This window comes from Longibaculum muris (genome assembly GCF_004343035.1).
GTDB lineage: Bacteria > Bacillota_I > Bacilli_A > Erysipelotrichales > Coprobacillaceae > Longibaculum > Longibaculum muris.
Window position 1 is genome coordinate 26,064 of sequence record NZ_SMCQ01000010.1, and the last position, 20,406, is coordinate 46,469.

Annotated in this window: 24 protein-coding genes and 1 other annotated feature; of the genes, 19 read left to right on the forward strand and 5 right to left on the reverse strand. The window is 30.7% G+C overall.

Annotated elements, in window-relative coordinates:
- The 4 genes from EDD60_RS08120 (at position 1) to EDD60_RS08135 (ending at position 5,529) form a co-directional block, all read left to right on the forward strand.
- On the forward strand, positions 1-453 hold the full coding sequence (locus tag EDD60_RS08120) for a DivIVA domain-containing protein (RefSeq protein ID WP_066445313.1): 453 nt from the start codon (positions 1-3) through the stop codon (positions 451-453).
- Positions 425-628 (forward strand) — a binding site (T-box leader). It overlaps the preceding gene by 29 nt.
- 37 nt (positions 629-665) lie before the next feature.
- Positions 666-3,398 (forward strand): isoleucine--tRNA ligase, encoded by a 2,733-nt coding sequence (ileS, locus tag EDD60_RS08125; protein WP_066445314.1) that lies wholly within the window; start codon positions 666-668, stop codon positions 3,396-3,398.
- A 48-nt stretch (positions 3,399-3,446) separates the two neighbouring features.
- Positions 3,447-4,343, forward strand: coding sequence for a DMT family transporter (locus tag EDD60_RS08130; protein WP_066445315.1), 897 nt, complete (start codon positions 3,447-3,449; stop codon positions 4,341-4,343).
- Complete coding sequence (locus EDD60_RS08135) at positions 4,327-5,529, forward strand: D-alanyl-D-alanine carboxypeptidase family protein (RefSeq protein WP_066445317.1); 1,203 nt, start codon at positions 4,327-4,329, stop codon at positions 5,527-5,529. The genes EDD60_RS08130 and EDD60_RS08135 overlap by 17 nt, the downstream gene beginning before the upstream one ends.
- A gap of 8 nt (positions 5,530-5,537) precedes the next feature.
- Here EDD60_RS08135 and EDD60_RS08140 read toward each other — a convergent pair whose 3' ends face one another.
- The gene (locus tag EDD60_RS08140) at positions 5,538-5,741 is read right to left on the reverse strand and encodes a hypothetical protein (RefSeq protein WP_066445321.1); all 204 of its coding nucleotides are present in this window, start codon (positions 5,739-5,741) and stop codon (positions 5,538-5,540) included.
- A gap of 88 nt (positions 5,742-5,829) precedes the next feature.
- Here EDD60_RS08140 and EDD60_RS08145 point away from each other — a divergent pair, with 88 nt between their 5' ends.
- The 10 genes from EDD60_RS08145 to EDD60_RS08190 all read left to right on the forward strand — a co-directional run bounded on the left by EDD60_RS08145 (position 5,830) and on the right by EDD60_RS08190 (position 14,248).
- Entirely contained in the window at positions 5,830-6,483 is a 654-nt protein-coding gene (locus EDD60_RS08145; protein WP_066445323.1) for an HAD family hydrolase, read from the forward strand.
- Positions 6,470-6,961, forward strand: coding sequence for a DUF523 domain-containing protein (locus EDD60_RS08150; protein WP_066445324.1), 492 nt, complete (start codon positions 6,470-6,472; stop codon positions 6,959-6,961). The genes EDD60_RS08145 and EDD60_RS08150 overlap by 14 nt, the downstream gene beginning before the upstream one ends.
- Positions 6,927-7,862 (forward strand): type I phosphomannose isomerase catalytic subunit, encoded by a 936-nt coding sequence (locus tag EDD60_RS08155; protein WP_066445333.1) that lies wholly within the window; start codon positions 6,927-6,929, stop codon positions 7,860-7,862. The genes EDD60_RS08150 and EDD60_RS08155 overlap by 35 nt, the downstream gene beginning before the upstream one ends.
- A gap of 41 nt (positions 7,863-7,903) precedes the next feature.
- On the forward strand, positions 7,904-8,989 hold the full coding sequence (locus EDD60_RS08160; RefSeq protein ID WP_066445335.1) for a DUF4261 domain-containing protein: 1,086 nt from the start codon (positions 7,904-7,906) through the stop codon (positions 8,987-8,989).
- A gap of 54 nt (positions 8,990-9,043) precedes the next feature.
- Positions 9,044-9,472 (forward strand): hypothetical protein, encoded by a 429-nt coding sequence (locus tag EDD60_RS08165; protein WP_066445338.1) that lies wholly within the window; start codon positions 9,044-9,046, stop codon positions 9,470-9,472.
- A 58-nt stretch (positions 9,473-9,530) separates the two neighbouring features.
- Positions 9,531-10,709: an NAD(P)-dependent malic enzyme gene (locus EDD60_RS08170; protein WP_066445341.1), complete on the forward strand. Its 1,179-nt coding sequence runs from the start codon at positions 9,531-9,533 to the stop codon at positions 10,707-10,709.
- 173 nt (positions 10,710-10,882) lie between these two features.
- A complete protein-coding gene (locus tag EDD60_RS08175; protein WP_066445343.1) occupies positions 10,883-11,299 on the forward strand; it encodes a YjdF family protein in 417 nt (138 codons plus the stop codon).
- Positions 11,300-11,383: 84 nt separating this feature from the next.
- The gene (locus EDD60_RS08180; RefSeq protein WP_066445346.1) at positions 11,384-11,749 is read left to right on the forward strand and encodes a BlaI/MecI/CopY family transcriptional regulator; all 366 of its coding nucleotides are present in this window, start codon (positions 11,384-11,386) and stop codon (positions 11,747-11,749) included.
- Positions 11,750-11,751: 2 nt separating this feature from the next.
- Positions 11,752-13,734 carry a M56 family metallopeptidase gene (locus EDD60_RS08185; protein WP_207905306.1) on the forward strand — a complete coding sequence of 661 codons (1,983 nt, stop codon included), beginning with the start codon at positions 11,752-11,754 and terminating at the stop codon, positions 13,732-13,734.
- The gene (locus EDD60_RS08190; protein ID WP_066445349.1) at positions 13,700-14,248 is read left to right on the forward strand and encodes a hypothetical protein; all 549 of its coding nucleotides are present in this window, start codon (positions 13,700-13,702) and stop codon (positions 14,246-14,248) included. Before EDD60_RS08185 ends, EDD60_RS08190 begins: the two co-directional genes overlap by 35 nt.
- Positions 14,249-14,262: 14 nt before the next feature.
- Here the strand turns inward: EDD60_RS08190 and groL are convergent, their stop codons facing one another.
- Both groL and EDD60_RS08200 read right to left on the reverse strand, forming a co-directional pair.
- Positions 14,263-15,882: a chaperonin GroEL gene (groL, locus tag EDD60_RS08195; protein ID WP_066445351.1), complete on the reverse strand. Its 1,620-nt coding sequence runs from the start codon at positions 15,880-15,882 to the stop codon at positions 14,263-14,265.
- 12 nt (positions 15,883-15,894) lie between these two features.
- The gene (locus EDD60_RS08200) at positions 15,895-16,155 is read right to left on the reverse strand and encodes a co-chaperone GroES (RefSeq protein ID WP_066445355.1); all 261 of its coding nucleotides are present in this window, start codon (positions 16,153-16,155) and stop codon (positions 15,895-15,897) included.
- 170 nt (positions 16,156-16,325) lie between these two features.
- Between EDD60_RS08200 and EDD60_RS08205 the strand changes: the two genes are divergently transcribed.
- The 5 genes from EDD60_RS08205 (at position 16,326) to EDD60_RS08225 (ending at position 18,867) form a co-directional block, all read left to right on the forward strand.
- On the forward strand, positions 16,326-16,670 hold the full coding sequence (locus EDD60_RS08205; RefSeq protein ID WP_066445357.1) for an MmcQ/YjbR family DNA-binding protein: 345 nt from the start codon (positions 16,326-16,328) through the stop codon (positions 16,668-16,670).
- Positions 16,671-16,720: 50 nt separating this feature from the next.
- Entirely contained in the window at positions 16,721-16,915 is a 195-nt protein-coding gene (locus EDD60_RS08210) for a DUF6440 family protein (RefSeq protein ID WP_066445360.1), read from the forward strand.
- Positions 16,916-16,929: 14 nt separating this feature from the next.
- Positions 16,930-17,298 carry a VOC family protein gene (locus tag EDD60_RS08215; protein WP_066445363.1) on the forward strand — a complete coding sequence of 123 codons (369 nt, stop codon included), beginning with the start codon at positions 16,930-16,932 and terminating at the stop codon, positions 17,296-17,298.
- 102 nt (positions 17,299-17,400) lie between these two features.
- Positions 17,401-17,712, forward strand: a complete 312-nt coding sequence (locus tag EDD60_RS08220) for a PadR family transcriptional regulator (protein ID WP_066445365.1) — start codon at positions 17,401-17,403, stop codon at positions 17,710-17,712.
- An 18-nt stretch (positions 17,713-17,730) separates the two neighbouring features.
- On the forward strand, positions 17,731-18,867 hold the full coding sequence (locus EDD60_RS08225) for a DUF2812 domain-containing protein (RefSeq protein ID WP_066445367.1): 1,137 nt from the start codon (positions 17,731-17,733) through the stop codon (positions 18,865-18,867).
- A 10-nt stretch (positions 18,868-18,877) separates the two neighbouring features.
- On the opposite strand, the gene EDD60_RS08230 is transcribed toward EDD60_RS08225, so the two are convergent.
- Entirely contained in the window at positions 18,878-19,543 is a 666-nt protein-coding gene (locus EDD60_RS08230; protein ID WP_066445368.1) for an MBL fold metallo-hydrolase, read from the reverse strand.
- A gap of 27 nt (positions 19,544-19,570) precedes the next feature.
- Positions 19,571-20,311: a YebC/PmpR family DNA-binding transcriptional regulator gene (locus EDD60_RS08235; RefSeq protein WP_066445370.1), complete on the reverse strand. Its 741-nt coding sequence runs from the start codon at positions 20,309-20,311 to the stop codon at positions 19,571-19,573.
- Between the last annotated feature and the right edge of the window lie 95 nt (positions 20,312-20,406).

The window sequence follows — 20,406 nt, forward strand, 5'->3', positions numbered from 1 at the left end:
TTGGAAGAATTTGATAAACAATTTCGTGGCTACAATATTATTGAAGTTAATGATCGTATTGCCGAATTAAAGGAACAATTGTCTCAACAAAAAGAAACAATACAAACTCTTGAAAAAGAAATAAAAACCTTAAAAGAAGAAAAGACTTTACTTACGAAACAAATAACTGTACAAGAAAAGACAAATGAAGAAATTGCACGTTTGGCTTTAAAAGAAGCAAGTGAATTGATTGAAAAAGCCAAAAGAAATGCCAATATGATTTTAAAAGAATCAATGGAATATGTTCGCGGATTATCGAAAGATATGGATACATTTAAGCAAGAAGCTATAGATTTTAGAAAAAATGTTGTAAAAATGAGCGAAGATATGCTAGAAACTATTGACAAATCTGAAATTTTTAGTTTAATAAGAGAAGAAAAAGAAAATAAATACAATGACGGAGACAGTTTATAAAGAAAACTTCTAGAGAGCTTGTGGTTGGTGGAAACAAGTAAGTGGAATTTATAATGGATCACTCCCCAGTAGCAATCCTGAAATCATAGTAGGGTGCGCCGTGAATCGCGTTAAGATGTTAAGAGCATATCGCAAGATATGAATAAAGGTGGTACCGCGTTAACACGTCCTTTAATTAAGGACGTTTTTTTATTTCAGAAAGGAAGGATAAAATGAACTATAAAGATACGCTATTGATGCCAAAAACTGAATTTGAAATGAGAGGGAATCTTCCTAAAAAAGAACCAGGATATGTTGCAAGATGGCAAGATGCACATATGTATGAAAAAGTTATTCAACAAAATGAAGGTAAAGATGACTTTGTTTTCCATGATGGTCCACCATATGCTAATGGAAATATGCATGTTGGACATATGTTAAACAAAATCATTAAAGATGTTATCTGTCGTTATAAGAACATGGAAGGATATTATACACCTTTCATTCCAGGATGGGATACACATGGTTTACCAATTGAAAATGCTATTCAAAAATTAGGTGTCAATCGTAAAGAATTAAGCACAGCTGAATTTAGAAAAAAATGTTATGAATATGCTTTAGAACAAGTCGCAAAACAAAAAGAACAATGTATTCGTGTAGGAACATTTGCTGATTATGCGCATCCTTACTTAACATTGTTACCAGAATTTGAAGCCAATCAAATTGATGTCTTTGCGAAAATGGCAATGGATGGATTAATCTATAAAGGATTAAAACCAGTTTATTGGTCACCATCAAGTGAATCTGCTTTAGCTGAAGCTGAAGTTGAATACCATGATGTTAAATCACCAACAATCTTTGTTAAATTTGCTGTTAAAGATGGAAAAGGAATCTTAGATACAGATACAAGCTTTGTTATTTGGACAACAACACCTTGGACAATTCCAGCAAATCTTGCTATTTGTTTAAATCCTGATTACACTTATGCGTTAGTTCAAAGTGAAAAAGGAAAATTATTAGTCTTAGAAGAATTGGTTGATTCTTTATGGGAAAAATTCGGTTTACAACAAAAAGAAATCTTACAAAGATTCAGTGGTAAAGAATTAGAAATGATTACATGTCAACATCCATTATATGATCGTGAATCATTAGTTATCTTAGGAGACCATGTTACTGCTGATGCCGGAACTGGATGCGTTCATACAGCTCCTGGATTTGGTATGGATGACTTTATTGTTGGTCAAAAATATGGTTTAGATATTTATTGTAATGTTGATGAACATGGAAATATGATGGAAGATTGTGGTGAATGGTTAGCTGGTCAATATGTTGATGATGCAAATAAAACAGTCACAATGAAATTAGATGAATTAGGTGTTTTATTAAAACTTGAATTCATTACCCATAGTTATCCTCATGATTGGCGTACAAAGAAACCAATTATCTTTAGAGCAACTGATCAATGGTTCTGCTCAATTGATAAAATTAGAGAAAAATTATTAAGTGAAATTGATAAAGTCAATTGGTTAAATGAATGGGGACATATTAGAATCTACAACATGATTAAAGATCGTGGAGACTGGTGTATTTCTCGTCAAAGAAGCTGGGGTGTACCAATTCCTATTATCTATTGTGAAGATGGAACTCCGATTATGGAAGAAGCTGTTTTTGCTCATATTTCTAAGTTATTTAGAGAATATGGTTCAAATATTTGGTTTGAAAAAGATGAAAAATTCTTATTACCAGAAGGATATACAAATGAACATTCACCAAATGGTATCTTTAGAAAAGAAAAAGATATTATGGATGTTTGGTTTGATTCAGGTTCTTCACATACAGGATGTATGAGAGAACGTGGATATCGTTATCCAGTTGATTTATATTTTGAAGGTAGTGACCAATATCGTGGATGGTTTAACTCATCATTAATCATTGGTACTGCTGCTCATGGAGAAGCTCCATATAAAACAGTCTTATCACATGGATTTGTTTTAGATGGTAAAGGAAATAAGATGTCTAAATCTTTAGGAAATACTGTTGATCCAATTAAGCTGGTTAATCAATATGGTGCGGATATCTTAAGATTATGGGCAACTTCAGTCGCTTATCAATCAGATGTTCGTATTTCTGATGAAATTATGAAACAAATAGCTGAAAATTATCGTAAGATTAGAAATACAATGCGTTTTGTTCTTGGAAATTTAAGTGATTTTAATGCAACTGATATTGTTGATACAAAAGACTTAAAAGGTGTTGATCAATATATGTTAGTTGAATTAAATAACTTAATGAAAGGTTATCATGAGGCTTTAGATAACTATGATTTTGCTGAAGCAAATCAATTGATCTTAAATTGCTTTACAAATACATTAAGTGCTTTCTATATGGATTTTACAAAAGATATCTTATATATTGAAAAAGCTGATAGTTTAAGAAGAAGACAAGTTCAAACTGTTTTATATCATTATGCAAAAACAATGATGAAATTATTATCACCAATCTTAGTCTTTACAGCTGAAGAATTACATGATCATTTCCATTGTGATGAAAATAAAGCAGAATCAATTTTCTTAGAAGCAAAACCAGAAATGATTGAAGTTGAAAATGCTGATAGTATAAAAGAATATTATGATCGTTTCTTAACCCTTAGAAAAGATGCTATGAAAGCTTTAGAAGAATTAAGAAATGAAAAAGTGATTAAATCTAATATGGAAGCAAAATTAACTGTATGCTTAAAAGATGAATATCAAGATATGGCAAAATTAGCTGATGATTTAAAACAATTATTCATTGTTGCAAAAGTCAATTTAGTAACAGATACAACAGATTTAACTGAATATGAAACAGCTTATATCAAAGCTGAAAAATTCAATGGGGTACAATGCCCAAGATGTTGGAACTATTTTGAAGAATCAGAAATGGAAGGGGAATTATGTCCTCGTTGCCATGAAGTTATTAATGGTTAAAAAAGAAAATGGTACATATGTACCTTTTCTTTTTAGAAAGGGGAAGTTATGAGTCAAAAAGTGAGAGGTGGCTTGTTATTATTAACGGCAGCTTTAATATGGGGAAGTTCTTTTATTGTAATGAAAAGTGCAGTTGATTTTCTAACTCCAGCAGTCTTGTTGTTTGTCAGATTTACACTTGCTGCCATCTTTTTATCAATCTTATTTTTTAAACAATTAAAGAATTATCCTAAAGATAAAATTGTTGGTGGTCTGATAACGGGTTGTTGTTTATTTTGCGCATATTATGTACAAACATGGGGACTTAATTTTACAACTCCAGGAAAAAATGCATTTTTAACAGCAGTCTATTGTGCCATTGTTCCTTTCTTAGTATGGTTGTTTTATCATAAACGTCCTGATATCTATAATTTTATTGCTGCCTTTATTTGTGTTTTAGGGATTGGTTGTGTTTCATTAGATGGGAACTTATCAATGAATATTGGTGATTTTTTAACATTGTGTGGAGGCTTTTTATATGCTGTTCACATCTTGATGATTAAGAAGTTTTCTAAAGATGTAGATGGTGGGGCTTTTACAACATTTCAATTTATTGGTGGAGCTTTTGTAGCTTTGTTTATGGCCTTGTGTTTTGAAGATATATCAGTTGTGACACAGATTCGCTCATCAATTTTCTTACAAATATTTTATTTAGCATTCTTTGCTACAGCGGTTACTATGGTTTGTCAAACAATTGGTCAAAATTATACAAGTGAATGTAATGCTTCATTAATCTTGTCATTAGAATCAGTATTTGGAGTTGCTTTTTCAGTAATTTTTTATGGTGAAGTTTTAACTTTAAAGGTGATTTTAGGCTTTGTATTGATTTTTGTAGCAGTGATTATTTCTGAAACGAAGTTAGCCTTTTTAAAGAAAGGTGGAATGATTGATGAAGAAAATTGCTAGTTTATTATGCTTGTTCATTCTTTTTGTAACGATTCAACCAGTTCAGGCAAAAGAAATACAACTTTTCTCAAAATATTATTATCTTTATGATCGTAGTAATGAAATGGTTTATCTTGATGAAAAAAGTGATGAAAAAATTTATCCGGCGAGTATGACAAAAATTTTAACAGTCAGTTTAGCTTTGGATAAAATCCCAGATATCCATCAAAAAGTGACAATCACAAGTCAAGATATTGATGGCTTATTAGCCTTACAAGCAACAACTGCTGGGTTTTATGTAGGAGAACAAGTGACCTATGAAGATTTGCTTTATGGAGCTTTATTGCCTTCTGGAGCAGATGCATGCCTAGCGTTATCACGATTAACATATGGTTCAACCAAACAAATGGTTGCAGCTATGAATCAAAAGGTAAAATCTTTAGGTTTAACCCATAGTCATTTTCAAAATGTAACAGGATTACATGATGAAAATCATTATACAACAGTCAAAGATATGGCTCAGATTTTAAATCATGCTTTATCAAATAAAGAGTTTGTTAAAGTTTTTAATGCAAGGGAATATACAAGTTCCTCAAACCATCATTGGATTTCATCTTTACAAAGAGGAAAAGAATATAAAGGAATTGATATCTCTCATATTGATGGTGGTAAGAGTGGGTTTACTGATGAAGCCCAATTGACATTTGCAAGTACCATGACGATTGATCATCATCAATTGATTTTGGTTACAGCTTATGCTAAAGGGCAACATAGTCAAAATCATGTCAAGGATGCTGTTCACGTTTGTGATTATATGACTAAGAATTTTCATGAAATTGTTTTATATAAAAAAGATGAAACGATTCAAGATTATTGGATTTTTCCTTCTTTTCAATTCCAATATCATTATCCAGCCTATCAGCATATAAGTTTATTAGTATCTCGAGATATTTCAAAAAAAGATTTAAAATTTGAAGTTGAAGGGAAAAACTATTTACTATTACCTCAACATAAAAATCAACAAATTGGAAAGTTAAAAGTTCAATATCAACAAAAGACGATCTATGAGTATCCATTGATTCTTACTCATGATATTCAATCATCAATGATGGATACAATTGGAATTTATGGGATTCTCATTTGTATACCAGTTGCCTTAGTTGGAATAATTGTCATTATTAAAAGAAAAAAAGATAAACACGATTAATTCGTTGTTTATCCTTTTTTTTCTTGTTTTAATTCTATAATACGATCAATTCCATAACCAATTGTACGACCTAGGAAAATTATAATGACACCAATGAATGGTAATGCAGCATTCTTTTGTGTAAGAATATAATAAAAAATCAATCCAAATCCTAGAACATATCCAATATTTGTACAAATGTACATATATTTTGTAGTTTTTAATTTATTCATTTTTCCACCTCATTTTAGACATATTTTATTATAACATCTTTCATTATTTTTTCAATACTGTTATAATGTTAGTTGTTAAGGAGGGCTTATGAAAAAAGGATGTCTTTTTGATTTAGATGGGACATTGGTTGATTCATTGACTGATTTAGCCTTATCTACAAATCGTGTATTAGAGCTTCATCATCTACCTACACATGAATTATCTTGTTATAATCAATTTGTAGGAAATGGAGTAAAAAAGCTTATGGAACGAGCGTTAGGAAGTGAGCATTTAGATATTTTAGATGAGTGTTTAGCTGATTTTCATAAAATTTATGAGGAACATTGTCTTGACCATACATTACCTTATCCAGGGATTGTTGATTTATTAGAAACATTAAAAGCTCATGATATCGCTTTGGCAGTTGTGACCAATAAACCTCATCATTTAGCTATTAAGATTGTTGAACATTTATTTCCCGATACTTTTGTAACAATTTTAGGACAACAGGATTTATATCCGATTAAACCACATCCGCAAATTGTACATATTGCTTTAATGACCCTTAAAAAGGGACGTCAAGAATGTTATTTTATCGGTGATAGTAATGTTGATATAGATACAGGATATCAAGCTGATATGGAGACAATTGGCGTGACGTGGGGATTTAGAGGAAGAAAAGAATTAGAAGATGCAGGAGCGGATTTTGTTGTGGATGAACCTTTTGAGATTGGAGAAATCGTATTAAATGATAGGAGTTAGTGCTTGTTTGATTGGTGAAAATTGTACTTATAGTGGAAAAAATAATCTGGTTTTAGGACTCAAACGGCTATATGAATTAGGAGAAGTTGTTTGTGTCTGTCCAGAGGTCATGGGCGGATTATCAACACCGCGAAATCCTGCTGAAATCCAAAGTGTTGAACCACTTTTGATTACAACTAACCAACAAGTCGATGTTACAAAAGAATATCTTGAAGGAGCAAAAAAAGCAATGAGCATTTTTATAGCTCATGATGTCAAGGTTGCTATTTTAAAATTTAGAAGTCCAAGTTGTGGGTGTGATGGAATTTATGATGGAACTTTCAGCCATACACTTATTGATGGACAAGGCGTTTTTGCAAAGATGTGTGAAGAACATGGAATTAAGGTTTTTCATGAGAAACAAATAGAGGAATTCTTAAAATATATAGGAAAGGAAGATGAATATGGGACATATTTTAAAGATTCAACCAGTATTTAAAGAAATGATTTGGGGAGGACATAAACTTAGAGATATCTATGGTTATGATATTCCTAGTGATCAAACAGGAGAATGTTGGGCCATTTCTGGTCATAAAAATGGTGACTGTGTGATTGCAGATGGAGAATTTGCTGGAAAAACAGTGTCTTGGCTTTGGGAAAATCATAGAGAATTATTTGGAAATGTAGAAGGTGATCAATTCCCATTATTAGCAAAAATTATTGATGCGAAAAATGATTTATCAGTTCAAGTTCATCCAAATGATGAATATGCTGCAAAACATGAAAATTCATTAGGAAAAACAGAATGTTGGTATGTATTACAAGCTGATGAAGGAACAAAGATGGTCATGGGTCATCATGCCAAAACAAAAGAAGAATTTGTAAAAGCTATTGAAAATGATGATTATGATAACTTATTAAATTCATTTGAAATTAATAAAGGTGATTTCTTCTATATTCCTTCAGGAACATTACATGCAATTTGTAGTGGTTCTTTGATTTATGAAGCACAGCAATCATCAGATATTACATATCGTGTTTACGATTATCATCGTAAAGATAAAGATGGAAAAGAAAGACAATTACATGTTCAACAATCTATTGATGTGACAACTGTTCCATCAAATAATGATTCGAATAAATTATTTACAAATACTCATTTAGATCATGGCTCTAAAACACGTTATGTTGAAAGTGAATTCTTTACTGTGGATTGTTATCGTATGGAAGGTGAAAATATTGTTGTGAATGATAAACCTTTCCAAATGGTAAGTATCTTAGAAGGTGAAGGAACACTTGATGGACAAGCAGTTAAAAAAGGTGATCACTTTATTGTATGTAGTGATCAAAAAGAAGTCGTATATGATGGTGTGATGACTTTAATGATAACAACACTATAAGCAAAGCAGATTTTATCTGCTTTTTTTCAAAGGAGAAAATAATGGAACAAAAAGATTATGCTCTTTCATGTATGAAAGAATGGCTTTCACATGAAAATGAATTAGGGAAAGAACCTTATCAAATAGAAATGGCTGGAGAATTTGATTTACATGATTTACATTATTATATCTTTAAATTTAAAAAATCAATGCTTTCCCCTTGGCAAGTTGGTGTCTGTGGAGGATATCAGGGAGATGAGCTAGGACATTGTGGACATATTTTTAGTCAGTATGAAAAATATGATGAAAAAACTGCTCAACAAAAATGTATTGATATGGTAGAAATGATTCGAGAATATTGGATGAATGAAGCTAAAAAACAAGAAAAACCAGAACCTCGAACAACTTATGTACATTTTGTATTATTAGAAAATGATCAAATTGATTTTCAAAAGATTTTTGAATATTTAAAAAATCATTGGCAAATTGAGATTAAAGACATCAATGAAAATGAAGATGCCATATATGTTGGAAATGTGAAAGATTCAATGGTTTCTTTATCATTGATGAATGTACCCGTACCAGAAGGAGAAGCAGAATACTATGCACAGGGATGTTATATGTGGGAAGATGCTGTGAATCATGTTAAAAAGCACCAAGCACATCTCATTGTTTCAACAATGGGAAAGAATTTAACAGATCGTGAAGCATTGCTTTTACAAAGTCAGCTGATTGATGCATGTTTGCAAGCACCTCAGGCAATCGCTGTTTATGGTGATGAAATGGTCTGGCCAAAACATATTTATACAGATATTATGAATGATTATTATCAAAATCAAATTTATCCAGTTGCAATTTGGGTGTATTTAGGATTTGTTACAAATAGTGATGGTCATCATATTTATACAATTGGATTAAAGAATTTTGGACATTATGAAATTGAAACATTACCATCATCATTACCACTTAGTCAACTTCATGAATTTATGTTTAATGTTGTTTGTTATATTGTTGAACAAGGGGCAATCTTACATGATGGGGAAACAATTGGAATGAGTGAAACACAAAAGTGTCAAATTTCTTTAAGTCAAGGGATGTTTTTAGATGAACAAACTTTAAAAATAGAAATTGTTGATGATTTGAACTAAATTATTTGAATTATTTATATTATTAATCTATAATTGAATTAGAGGAGGGATAGTATGAATAGAAAAATGATTGGATCTCATAAACATGGATGGCTTGTTGATAATGAAAAAAGGGAATTTGTTTATTTTGATTTGTTGAGTTTATTTGAAAAAATGCAAGGGAAACCATCAAAGCATGTCATTTCTTATGCGGATATAGATTATATTCGTATTGATTATAGCTTGGTTGATCCAGTTAAGGGGATGGGTTCTACAACGCTTATTTTAGAAGTTCATAAAAATAATGGCGAGATTGAATCAGTTCCTATTTTTACTTTTGCGGTTGAAAGAAAGGATTATAATGAGTTTATCCAAGTCTTAAAGGATTCACAATTAAGAATCGTTGATCCTCAAAAATGTCTTGATCTCATTTTAGAAAGTCAAGAACTGATTGGAACAATTATTAGTCAATTGATAAAAAAGGCTAGGGAAGTCACTCCTTAGCCCTTTTCAATATAAGAAATTTATGGCATAATAGAAACGATGAAAAGAGGGAAAAAATATGTCAGATATATATCAAGATGCTTTAAAACTACATGCAGAAGCTAAAGGAAAATTAGAAGTTCAATTAAAAGTACCACTTAATGAAAGTCATGATCTTTCATTAGCTTATACCCCTGGAGTTGCTCAACCATGTCGTGAAATTGCGCAAAATAAAGACAATGTTTATAAATATACATGGAAGCAAAACAGTGTAGCAGTTGTAAGTGATGGAACAGCTGTTTTAGGATTAGGTGATATTGGACCAGAGGCTGCTATGCCTGTAATGGAAGGAAAAGCTATTCTATTTAAGAAATTTGGAAACATTGATGCGGTACCTATTTGCTTAGATACCAAAGATCCAAAAGAAATTATTCAAATTGTTAAAGCAATGGCTCCAACATTTGGCGGAATTAATTTAGAAGATATTAGTGCACCACGTTGTGTTGAAATTGAAAGAACTTTAATTCAAGAATTAGATATTCCAGTTTTTCATGATGACCAACATGGAACAGCTATAGTTGTTACAGCTGGACTTTTAAATGCCTTGAAAGTTGTTGGGAAAAAAGTTGAAGATATTACCGTTGTTGTAAGTGGAACTGGTGCAGCAGGAAGTTCAATTATTAAAATGATTCATACACTAGGTGTTAAAGAAATTTATGGTTTTAATATCAATGGAATTGTTACAAAAGAAGATTATGATCAATATGATTTCTTAACTCAAGAATTAACACAAATTACAAATCGTCAAGGAAAACGTATGACAATGGCAGAAGCAATGTGTGAAGCTGATGTCTTTATTGGGGTTTCTGCTCCAGGATTATTAACTCAAGATATGGTTAAAAGCATGAAAGCAAAACCAATTGTTTTTGCAATGGCAAATCCTGAACCAGAAATTAAATATGATGATGCAATTGCTGCCGGGGTAACAGTTATGGGAACAGGACGTTCAGATTTTCCTAATCAAATTAATAATGTCTTAGCTTTCCCAGGATTGTTTAGAGGTGCGTTAGATGTTCGTGCAAAAAAGATTAGTGAAGGAATGAAATTAGCAGCAGCAAAAGGGTTGGCATCACTCGTTAGTGATGAAGAATTATCACCTACATATGTGATTCCTAATGCTTTAGATCCTCGAGTTGCAAAAGTTGTAGCAGCTGCAGTTGCAAAAGAAGCTAGGGATGAAGGATTAGCAAGAATTTAAGACACGATTGTGTCTTTTTTTCTTTAATGTTATAATAGTGGGGCAAAGATAAAAACACAATGTATAATTTTATACAGATACGGTTGGTAGTCCGTACGTGAGTCTGACTCATAAGTAACCTTCCTCCTTAGGTCGTCCATTCTTTGTTTATACTTTTTTAAGGAGGACATATGATGGACAAAGTATCAATGACATTGACAATTTATTTTGAAAATCCTTTCTGGGTTGGAATTTTTGAAAGGGTAGTAGATGCAAATTTAATGGTGGCTAGAATTGTTTTTGGTAGTGAACCTAAAGATTATGAAATCTATAACTATATTTTAAAATATGATTGTCAATTACAATGGAGTCCGAGTGTTTCATTGGATGACAAAACAAAACATGTAAATCCCAAAAGATTACAACGTCTTGTGAAACAACAAACTCAAAATGTTGGCATTTCTACAAAATCTCAATTGGCTTTACAAAAACAACAAGAGTTAAAAAAGCAAATACATCAACAACTCAAACATCAAAACAAAGAGATGAATGCTAAAAAACGTTTTGAAATGAAACAACAAAAGAAAAAAATGAAACATAGAGGAAAATAATTTTCTCTATGTTTTATTTTATTGACAAATATATACTACAGATGTAGTATGATAATAGAGACTACAGTTGTAGGAGGTGGAAGAATGCAAAAATTATCAGATGCAGAATTAGCAGTTATGGAAGTTTTGTGGAGTGGTCATGAGTTTGTGTTAGGAGAACTTGTTGAGGCTTTAAAACATAAGAAAAAATGGAGTCGTAATACGGTTCATACTTATTTGACAAGAATGGAAAAGAAAGCGTTAGTTAAAATTAATCGTAGTCAGGAGCCACATTTATATTCTTATGTTTTAACAAAGGATGAATATCTTAAGGAGGAACGTAATCATTTGTTAAATCGAGCATATCAAGGCTCTGTAAGTGATTTGATTAGTGCATTTTTAAAAGATTCAAAAATAACACCTGAAGAAAAAGAAGAATTAAATAAAATTCTTGATGAAATGGAGGTCTAATGATGACAAGTATATGGGGATGGCTGATTCAAACGATAGAAGTATCAGTTGTTGCAGTTATGATCTTATTTTTAAAAAAATTGTTTCAAGATAAACTTCCTCCAAAATGGCAATATGGAATCTGGATTATTTTATTATTGAGTCTTTTATTACCTGCAGGGATGTTTGGCACATCGATTGTACCAACTTGTCGAACTTATATCGAAGCGATTAAAACAATCGTAGAAACATCCCTTCAATCAGCTTATGTTGATGTCTATTTGCCAATTAAGAATAGTTTTTTCTTTCTATTCATTATAGCTTTGCCTAAAAGCCTTACTGATTATCTTTTTATTGTTTATATAAGTGGTGGTTTATTTTATCTAGGAAGATATTGTTATCAATATTATCGTTTACGTACTTTATTGACATATGGACAAAAACCTCAGCCAGAAATTATCAGCCAACTCAATAGAATTTGTGAAACATATCATTTTCATCCATGTCAAGTCATTGTTATGCCAGAAATTCCATCAGCATTCGTTTGTGGAATTATGAAACCAATATTGGTTTTACCAACTCAAGAATTAATTGATGATAAGATAATTCTTCATGAAATGTTTCATTTAAAGTACAAAGATTCCCTTCAATGTGTGATTTGGTCATGTTTAAAATGTATTCACTGGTGTAATCCTTTTTTACATTATGTTTTTCATTATATCAGCAATGATATGGAAGCTTTATGTGATCAAAGAGTTTTAGAGGTATTAGAAGGAGAACAAAGACGTGATTATGGGAGAATCTTGCTTTCGATGACAAATCATCAATATCCTCATGCTTTTGCAACAACATCGCTATCAAATGGTACTAAGAATATAAAAAAACGAATTGAGGCAATCGCAAGATTTAAAAAATATCCACAAGGAATGTCAATTGTTTCTGTCTGTATTTATTTTTTACTTATTCCTGTTGTTATGGGAAGTGTGAGTTCTTATACATTACTTCACCATTCATTTTTACCTCATTCTTTTGCTTATCAGCTATCTATGGCATCAGCTCGTCTAAGTCAATGTGAAAGTGTAGAAGGGGCAATTGATACTTATGCAAAAGGATTACTCACATATAATGAGCAATACTTATTATCCGTTTTACCAAGGCGTTATTATTCATCATATCAGCAAGCTATGAAACAATTACCAACAAATATAACATCAACAGGAGTACCTTACTTATATGAAGTGAATTGTCTAAAAAAGATCAATGAAAATGAATATCATGCCTATCTATGTTTTAACAATTGTGAATTTCAAGAAGATCAACCAGCAAAATCTCATTATATGGTGATGCCTATTCAAGTGATTAAAGAAAATGGTTGGAAAGTTAAACAAACAAAAAAGATTTATGAAGAAGATGTTGAGTGTATAGATAATCTTATGGGAAGTGAGGTTTTTCAAACATCACTCTATAAAAAAATAATAAAGAAGTGCAAGAGCGGTCAATTAGAATTGACTATTAGAAATGCTAATAGCATCATAGATTCGCAAAATCAGACGAATTCTTTCTTAATGAATACACCATCTCATTCATTGAATTATCAACCACGAGCCCATTTTAATGCTGCTTATCAAAGTGTTGAAATTGATTATATCAATACACAACCAAAAGCTATACAAGATAAAATCAAAAATATATATATTGAAATTAAAAATCTTGATAATATTAATGATGAAGTTGAATTTGAAAAACATGACAATCCTAATCAATATGGTTCAAGTGGTGGAGCATCAGATACCGATGCTCATCATTTACAACATTTAGATAGTGATTGGAATCATTTAATCCATTTGACTCATTGTACATTTTACTATGAACATGGAGGTTTTCCAATTCCTCAAGCTTATGCTTTACAGATTGTAATCAATGGAGAAGATGAAGAAATCTTGAAAATAGATGTGAAAGATGGTGAATGGCATGTCCCAGAAGAATTATATCAGGGCGATTTATAAAATAGCTATTGCTAATGTTCTTATAATTTTTAACTTAAATATAGGGACAGTCAATCTTATACCAAATTGGTTGGGCTATCTCTTGTTTTATGATGCTGTTCATGTCATTGTTCAATATGAAGAAAGTACTCAACTTTTAAAACCTTTTGTGAAAATATTAGGAATCTATGAATTGATTGCTTGGGTCTTGGCATGCTTGGCAATTTCTACTGATTCTTATTCAATCATATATATTTTGATGCATATTATCGAAGTCTATTTCTATTTTCAATTATTAACGAATATTTCTCATATTGCCTTTATGCATCATTATGATCAACTTGCTAATCAGCTTAAAACATTAAGAACGCTTAAATTAATATCAATTACTTTATTTGCTTTATCATGGAATGAATATTTTAAAATTGGAATAAATATATTAAACATTATATTAATGCTTTGGGTTTGTGTTGTTTTGTTTCAATATGCTTATCTTGAAAAAAGCGAAGATCAAAAAAAAGAACTGGCAGATTAATGCCAGTTTTCTTCTTAATACATTCCAGGAGCACCCATTGCAGGAGTAGCAGGTGTATCTTCTTTAATTGGAGCAACACCAGCTTCAGTTGTAATAAATAAAGCTGAAATGCTTGCTGCATTTAATAAAGCACTACGAGTGACTTTGGTTGGATCGATAATACCTTTATCAAACATATCTACCCATTCACCATTTTTAGCATCAAAACCTTGACCATATTCTGCTTTCATTTGTTGTTCAACAATTTCATCACTGTTAAATCCAGCATTTTCAGCAATTTGTCCCATTGGTGCAAGTAATGCATCTAAAACAGTTTTAATACCTTTTTGTTTATCAACATTATCATCTTTTAATTGATCTTTTAAAGCAACATAGGCATTAACTAATGTCACACCACCACCCATAACAATTCCTTCGCTAACAGCAGCTTTTGTTGCATTTAAAGCATCTTCAATTCTTAATTTCTTTTCTTTTAATTCAGATTCAGTGGCTCCACCAACTTTGATAATGGCTACACCATTACTTAATTTACCTAATCTTTCAGCGTAATTTTTCTTATCATAATCACTCTTTGTATTATTCATTTGTTGAGTAATTTCATGAATACGTGCATCAATTGCTGCTTTTTCTCCAGCTCCACCAATCATTGTTGTATGATCTTTGGTAATATGAATTTTCTTAGCTGAACCTAAATCTTCAATCTGCATATCTTTTAAATTCATATTTAAATCTTTATTGAAGAATTTTGCATTTGTTAAAATAGCAATATCTTGTAGGATTTCTTTTTGGTTATCACCAAATCCAGGAGCTTTTGTAGCCACAACATTGAATGTTCCTCTTAATTTGTTGACAACTAAGGTAGAAATAACTTCTTGTTCAAAATCATCAGCAATCAACAATAAAGGTTTATTAGATTGCATAACTTGTTCTAGAATTGGTAAGATTTCTTGAATTGTATTGATTTTTTGATCAGTGACCATAATCAATGGATTATCTAAATCAACAGTCATTTTTTCTCTATCAGAAACCATGTATGGAGAAACATAACCTTTATCATATTGCATACCTTCAGCAACTTCTAATTCAGTATCAAAGCTATTTGATTCATCAACACTGATAACACCATCACGTCCAACTTTTTCCATCGCTTTTGCAATAATTTTTCCAATCTCTTGATCACCCGCAGAAATTGTTGCAACACTTTCAATATCATTACTTGTTTCAACAATATGTGATTTATCTAAAATGTATTTAGCAACTTCCTTACTTGCATAATCAATACCTTCACGCATTAAAACAGGATTTGCCCCTTTTTCAACAGCCTTTAAACCACTTTGAATCATACTTTGAGCTAAGATTGTCGCAGTTGTTGTTCCATCACCAGCAACATCATTTGTTTTATTAGCTACTTCATAAACTAATTTAGCTCCCATATTTTCAAAAGCATCTTCTAATTCAATTTCTTTTGCAATAGAAACACCATCATTTGTAATTAATGGAGAACCATATCCTTTATCCAAAACAACATTACGTCCTTTAGGACCAATTGTTACTTTTACTGCATCAGCTAAAGTATTCACACCATTTAACATCGCATCTCTGACATCTTTAGAAAAACGAATCTCTTTACTCATTTTGTATTCCTCCTATTCAATAATAGCCAAAATATCTTCTTCTTTTAAAATCATATATTCAGTTTCATCTTCTTTAAATTTAGTTCCTGAATATTCCTTAAAAATAACATTCATTCCTTCTTTTAAATTTTCATCACATTGAGCTCCTACTGCAACTACTGTTGCTTGATTGCTCGCTTGTTCTAATTGAGTCGTTAAAATAATTCCACTAGCAGTCTGACTTTCTGCTTTTTCTTTTTTTAAAATCACATAATCATGTAATGGTTTTAACATTTTTGAATCCTCCTTTATACTTAGCACTCGCAATCTTTGATTGCTAACACTGTTAATTATAATCTCATATGTGAACTGAATATGAACATTTAGCACTTCGTAAAAGAAAGTGCTAAATAGCTTTATTTTGAATTGAAGATTTAGTATAATAAGAAAAAGTGGGTGATAAAATGCAAAAAAGACAAGAAGTGATTGATTATTGTTTAAGATATAAAAATGTTTATGAAGATTATCCTTTTAGTGATCCTAATTGGACATGTATGCGGCATTTAGAAAATAAGAGAGTCTTTGCCTGGATTTATGAAAGACAAGGACATATTTGGGTTAATGTGAAAGGAAGTAGGGGATGGCTAGATTTTTTTAGAGAAAAGTATGAATCAGTTGTTCCTGGTTATCATTTAAGTAAAGAACATTGGAATTCTATGATTTTAGATGGAACGATTGCTTTAGAAGATATTTATGCAATGATTCAAGAAAGCTATGATTTAACCCTTCCTAAAAAATATCGTCAGTAATTGTTTTATTCATCGATTATCGCTATAATAGATGTGGGAGGAATCAATCTATGGCTAAAAAAGAAAATCGATTTGTAACGGTTTATGAACAGAAGTATTTTACTTCAGGTACAGAAATTCTTGTAGATAAAAAAACAGGAGTCAATTATTTGTTTCATCAAAGTGGTAATGGTGGAGGATTAACGGTTTTAGTAGATCGTGAAGGTCATCCCATCGTTACAACTATTTATCCAGATGAAGAATAAAGAAAGGAGATTTTATGAAAGCTATTTTTAATCATTGTAATATTAATGTTACAGATTTGAAAAAGAGTATTGCTTTTTATAAAGAAGCATTAGGTTTAGAAGTTGTTAAAGAAAAGGAAGCCAGTGATGGAAGTTTTAAACTCGTTTATTTAAGTGATGGGGTTTCACCATTTTCTTTAGAATTAACTTGGTTAAAAGATCATTCTCAAGCTTATGAATTAGGGGAAAATGAAAGTCATATTTGTTTGACTGTTGATGACTATAAAAAAGCTCATCAATTACATCAAGAAATGGGATGTATTTGTTTTGAAAATGAAGCAATGGGCTTATATTTTATTCATGATCCCGATGATTATTGGTTTGAAATCATTCCTAGCAAGTAATACATTTATTGTATTACTTCTTTTTTTATTGACAATATCGTTTAACGATAATATACTGAAATTGAAGGTAATATCGTTATACGATATAAGGAAGGTGAAAGAATGCCAAGAGTTCAATTGAAAACATTAACAGAACAAATGTACTATGTTTTATTAGCCCTTCAAGATGTTCGTTATGGTTCAGAAATCTCACAGTATGTTAAAGAATTAACCAACCAACGTATTCAACTTGGACCAGGAACCCTTTATGCCATTCTTTCTAAGTTTGAAGAAGAACAATTGATTGAAGAAGTCAATTGTGAAGGACGTAAACGTAGTTATGTGATGACAAACAAAGGGGTTGAAATGTTTTGTCATGAGTATCAAAGGTTACAATGGATGATAGAAGATACCAAGAGGGAATATCATCAATGATAGAAAAGAGGGATTCTTATGAAAAAGTATTTTAATTTAACTGGGTTTTATCCGTTTGAAAGAAAACAATTTGAAGATTTCTTAAATGATATGGCTAAAAAAGGATATCATTTAAAAAGCTTTAATAGTTTTTTTAGTGAATATGAAGAAAATAATGATGAAATTTATTATCATGTTGCAATTAAGGAAAAGAAAAACATGATTTTTAATGAACCATGTGATGAATCTTATATGACTTTTTTTGAAGATAATGGTTATCACTTTATTGATAAACAAGGAATCTTTTATGTTTTTGCTACGGATAAACCTTGTGAAATGTATACTGATGAACAAATTGATGAAGAAGTTATCAAAAAACAAAGTATTAATGGCTTTAAGAATTATATCATTAGTTTGGTTATTTTTCTTTTATTAGGGGGATTTTTTGGTTTTTTAACTTTATCTTTTGATGATTTATTATCAACAGAAAATATTCTTGATTTTTATTTTCTAAGAATAAATATTATATTTATAGGATGTTGTAGATTGTTTTTTATCTATTATTTTATGAAAAAAGAGGTTCATTATTCTTATCATCTTAGTCTTATCAGAGATTATTGTTTAACATTTGTAGTAATGTTGTTGATTGTGGGAAATGAGTTCTTTACCAGAAACTTTATTTATCTTCCGCTATTTTTATTGATATTGAGTTTAATACTTGCTATTGTTATTTGTATTTACGGATATAAAAAAAGCAATCCTATCTTATTACAAAAATATGCTCTTTTTCTTTTCATCATGTTTGTGGGTTTAGGAATCTGTGGACAAATGAAAAAAATCAATAACAAATCATCTTATATCAAACCAGCTTTTTCTTTGATTCAAGATTATCAAATAAGCAATGATAGTCATTCTATAGTTATAGATTATTATGAATATCAAAAAGAAAATAAAACAATCAAATATGTTAATATACTTGATCATCAAAAGAGTTTAGATATTTTAAATCTTTATCTTCAAGACCATTATACAAAATATCAAAAGCATCAAATCGATGGATATCTTATTTATCAAACACCGATTTCTACAATTATTTATAAGAATCATCAATTTATTGAAATGAAAAAAATAGAGAATCAACAATTCAAACAATTCTTAATCTATTTAAATTGGTAAAAAAAGAGATCTAAAAGATCTCAAAGGTTTCATCTCTATGATGAACAGGAATGATATGAGCTTGATAGGGATTATCAAGCTTTTCATTTTGTAATTGTTGAGTGATTGTATAATCACCAAAATAGTGAATAGGCATAATATATCTTGTTTTGACATGCTTTAAGAAATATTGTAAACCAAGTAAATAGCTTTCTTCTTGTCTTTTATCTACAATGACAAAAGCCAAATCAATAGGTTGTTGAATAGAATTGATTTCTTGCTGATAAATTTCTTTTTGCCAAAGGTTGTCTTTTTCTGGTTCACCTTCCCAATGCCACCAGTTTAAATCCCCGGCAAAGTAAATGGTTTGCTTTTCGGTTTCTACTAAGAAAGCACAGCCTTCATCAGTAGATAGTAAAGTTTTGACTTTGATATCATCAAAAATATATTCTTGATGAATATCAACATAATTGGCTTCATACTTATGACGTAAAGTATCAGAAAGAATATAAGTCTTGTGAGGATGATCGAGTTTGAAAATTTCTGGATTATAATGATCATAGTGACGATGAGAAACAAAGATATAAAGTGGTTTTTCTTTGTTGAGATTAAGCTTACCTTGATAGTAATCAAATAATAATAGATGATTATCAAGTTCAATCAAGACACCACTATGGAATAAATGTGTAACTAGCATATAAAAAAAGATAACATGAAAATCATGTTATTCTTCTTCTCCATCATCATAGTTAGAAACATTATGGAAAATTTGATCGACATCATCACAATCATTTAATAAATCCATTAATCTTTCAAATAACATCATATCATCACCTTCAAGTTCTACATATTCTTGAGGTGTTGTTGTAATGTCGTCAACATCAAACTCAACATCAGATTTTGCTGCTTCAATTGCAGTTTTAATTTTATTTAAATCAGTAGGTTCACCAGTAACTTTAATACGTCCATCTTCTAAAGTTGTAATATCCTTAGCATCAACTTCACCCATGATTAAAGCATCTAATGCTTCTTCTTCACTCATACCACCGAAAACAACTGTACTTTCTACGTCATATAAATAAGATACAGAACCTTCAGCTCCTAATTTAGATTTAGATTTTGTAAATGCTGGACGCACTTGAGAAATTGTACGGTTGATATTATCAGTTAAACATTTGACGATAAGTGTTGAATTGTTTGGTCCAAAACCTTCAAATTGAATTGGATCATAGTTTTCAGTGGCACCACTTTTAACCTTATCAATAGCACGTTTAATAACGTCAGCAGGAACTTGATCTTTCTTTGCTTTTTCAATTAAACGTCTTAATGTTAAGTTTCCATCTGGTTCAGGCCCACCAGCTTTCGCTGCTAAATAAATTTCTTTTCCATAGCGAGAATAAACTTTGGCTTTTTTTGCTGCAGTTTTGGCCATAGCGACCTTACGCACTTCGTGTGCTCTACCCATTTGTAATTCCTCCTTTTAAAATTCCTTCTGTATTATAAACATTTTTAGATGATTTTTCAATAAAAAATGGTATAATCGTTGTATTTCGTATAAAA

What these genes read in the sequence shown, in the direction of transcription:
- EDD60_RS08170 (WP_066445341.1), top strand. Translation starts at nt 9,531, where the DNA reads ATGTCAGATATATATCAAGATGCTTTAAAACTACATGCAGAAGCTAAA.
- ileS (WP_066445314.1), top strand. Translation starts at nt 666, where the DNA reads ATGAACTATAAAGATACGCTATTGATGCCAAAAACTGAATTTGAAATG.
- EDD60_RS08210 (WP_066445360.1), top strand. Translation starts at nt 16,721, where the DNA reads ATGGCTAAAAAAGAAAATCGATTTGTAACGGTTTATGAACAGAAGTAT.
- EDD60_RS08225 (WP_066445367.1), top strand. Translation starts at nt 17,731, where the DNA reads ATGAAAAAGTATTTTAATTTAACTGGGTTTTATCCGTTTGAAAGAAAA.
- EDD60_RS08185 (WP_207905306.1), top strand. Translation starts at nt 11,752, where the DNA reads ATGACAAGTATATGGGGATGGCTGATTCAAACGATAGAAGTATCAGTT.
- EDD60_RS08150 (WP_066445324.1), top strand. Translation starts at nt 6,470, where the DNA reads ATGATAGGAGTTAGTGCTTGTTTGATTGGTGAAAATTGTACTTATAGT.
- EDD60_RS08190 (WP_066445349.1), top strand. Translation starts at nt 13,700, where the DNA reads ATGTCCCAGAAGAATTATATCAGGGCGATTTATAAAATAGCTATTGCT.
- EDD60_RS08215 (WP_066445363.1), top strand. Translation starts at nt 16,930, where the DNA reads ATGAAAGCTATTTTTAATCATTGTAATATTAATGTTACAGATTTGAAA.
- EDD60_RS08205 (WP_066445357.1), top strand. Translation starts at nt 16,326, where the DNA reads ATGCAAAAAAGACAAGAAGTGATTGATTATTGTTTAAGATATAAAAAT.
- EDD60_RS08140 (WP_066445321.1), bottom strand. Translation starts at nt 5,741, where the DNA reads ATGAATAAATTAAAAACTACAAAATATATGTACATTTGTACAAATATT.
- EDD60_RS08180 (WP_066445346.1), top strand. Translation starts at nt 11,384, where the DNA reads ATGCAAAAATTATCAGATGCAGAATTAGCAGTTATGGAAGTTTTGTGG.
- EDD60_RS08200 (WP_066445355.1), bottom strand. Translation starts at nt 16,155, where the DNA reads ATGTTAAAACCATTACATGATTATGTGATTTTAAAAAAAGAAAAAGCA.
- EDD60_RS08230 (WP_066445368.1), bottom strand. Translation starts at nt 19,543, where the DNA reads ATGCTAGTTACACATTTATTCCATAGTGGTGTCTTGATTGAACTTGAT.
- EDD60_RS08165 (WP_066445338.1), top strand. Translation starts at nt 9,044, where the DNA reads ATGAATAGAAAAATGATTGGATCTCATAAACATGGATGGCTTGTTGAT.
- EDD60_RS08145 (WP_066445323.1), top strand. Translation starts at nt 5,830, where the DNA reads ATGAAAAAAGGATGTCTTTTTGATTTAGATGGGACATTGGTTGATTCA.
- EDD60_RS08160 (WP_066445335.1), top strand. Translation starts at nt 7,904, where the DNA reads ATGGAACAAAAAGATTATGCTCTTTCATGTATGAAAGAATGGCTTTCA.
- EDD60_RS08135 (WP_066445317.1), top strand. Translation starts at nt 4,327, where the DNA reads ATGAAGAAAATTGCTAGTTTATTATGCTTGTTCATTCTTTTTGTAACG.
- EDD60_RS08220 (WP_066445365.1), top strand. Translation starts at nt 17,401, where the DNA reads ATGCCAAGAGTTCAATTGAAAACATTAACAGAACAAATGTACTATGTT.
- EDD60_RS08175 (WP_066445343.1), top strand. Translation starts at nt 10,883, where the DNA reads ATGGACAAAGTATCAATGACATTGACAATTTATTTTGAAAATCCTTTC.
- EDD60_RS08155 (WP_066445333.1), top strand. Translation starts at nt 6,927, where the DNA reads ATGGGACATATTTTAAAGATTCAACCAGTATTTAAAGAAATGATTTGG.
- EDD60_RS08130 (WP_066445315.1), top strand. Translation starts at nt 3,447, where the DNA reads ATGAGTCAAAAAGTGAGAGGTGGCTTGTTATTATTAACGGCAGCTTTA.
- groL (WP_066445351.1), bottom strand. Translation starts at nt 15,882, where the DNA reads ATGAGTAAAGAGATTCGTTTTTCTAAAGATGTCAGAGATGCGATGTTA.
- EDD60_RS08235 (WP_066445370.1), bottom strand. Translation starts at nt 20,311, where the DNA reads ATGGGTAGAGCACACGAAGTGCGTAAGGTCGCTATGGCCAAAACTGCA.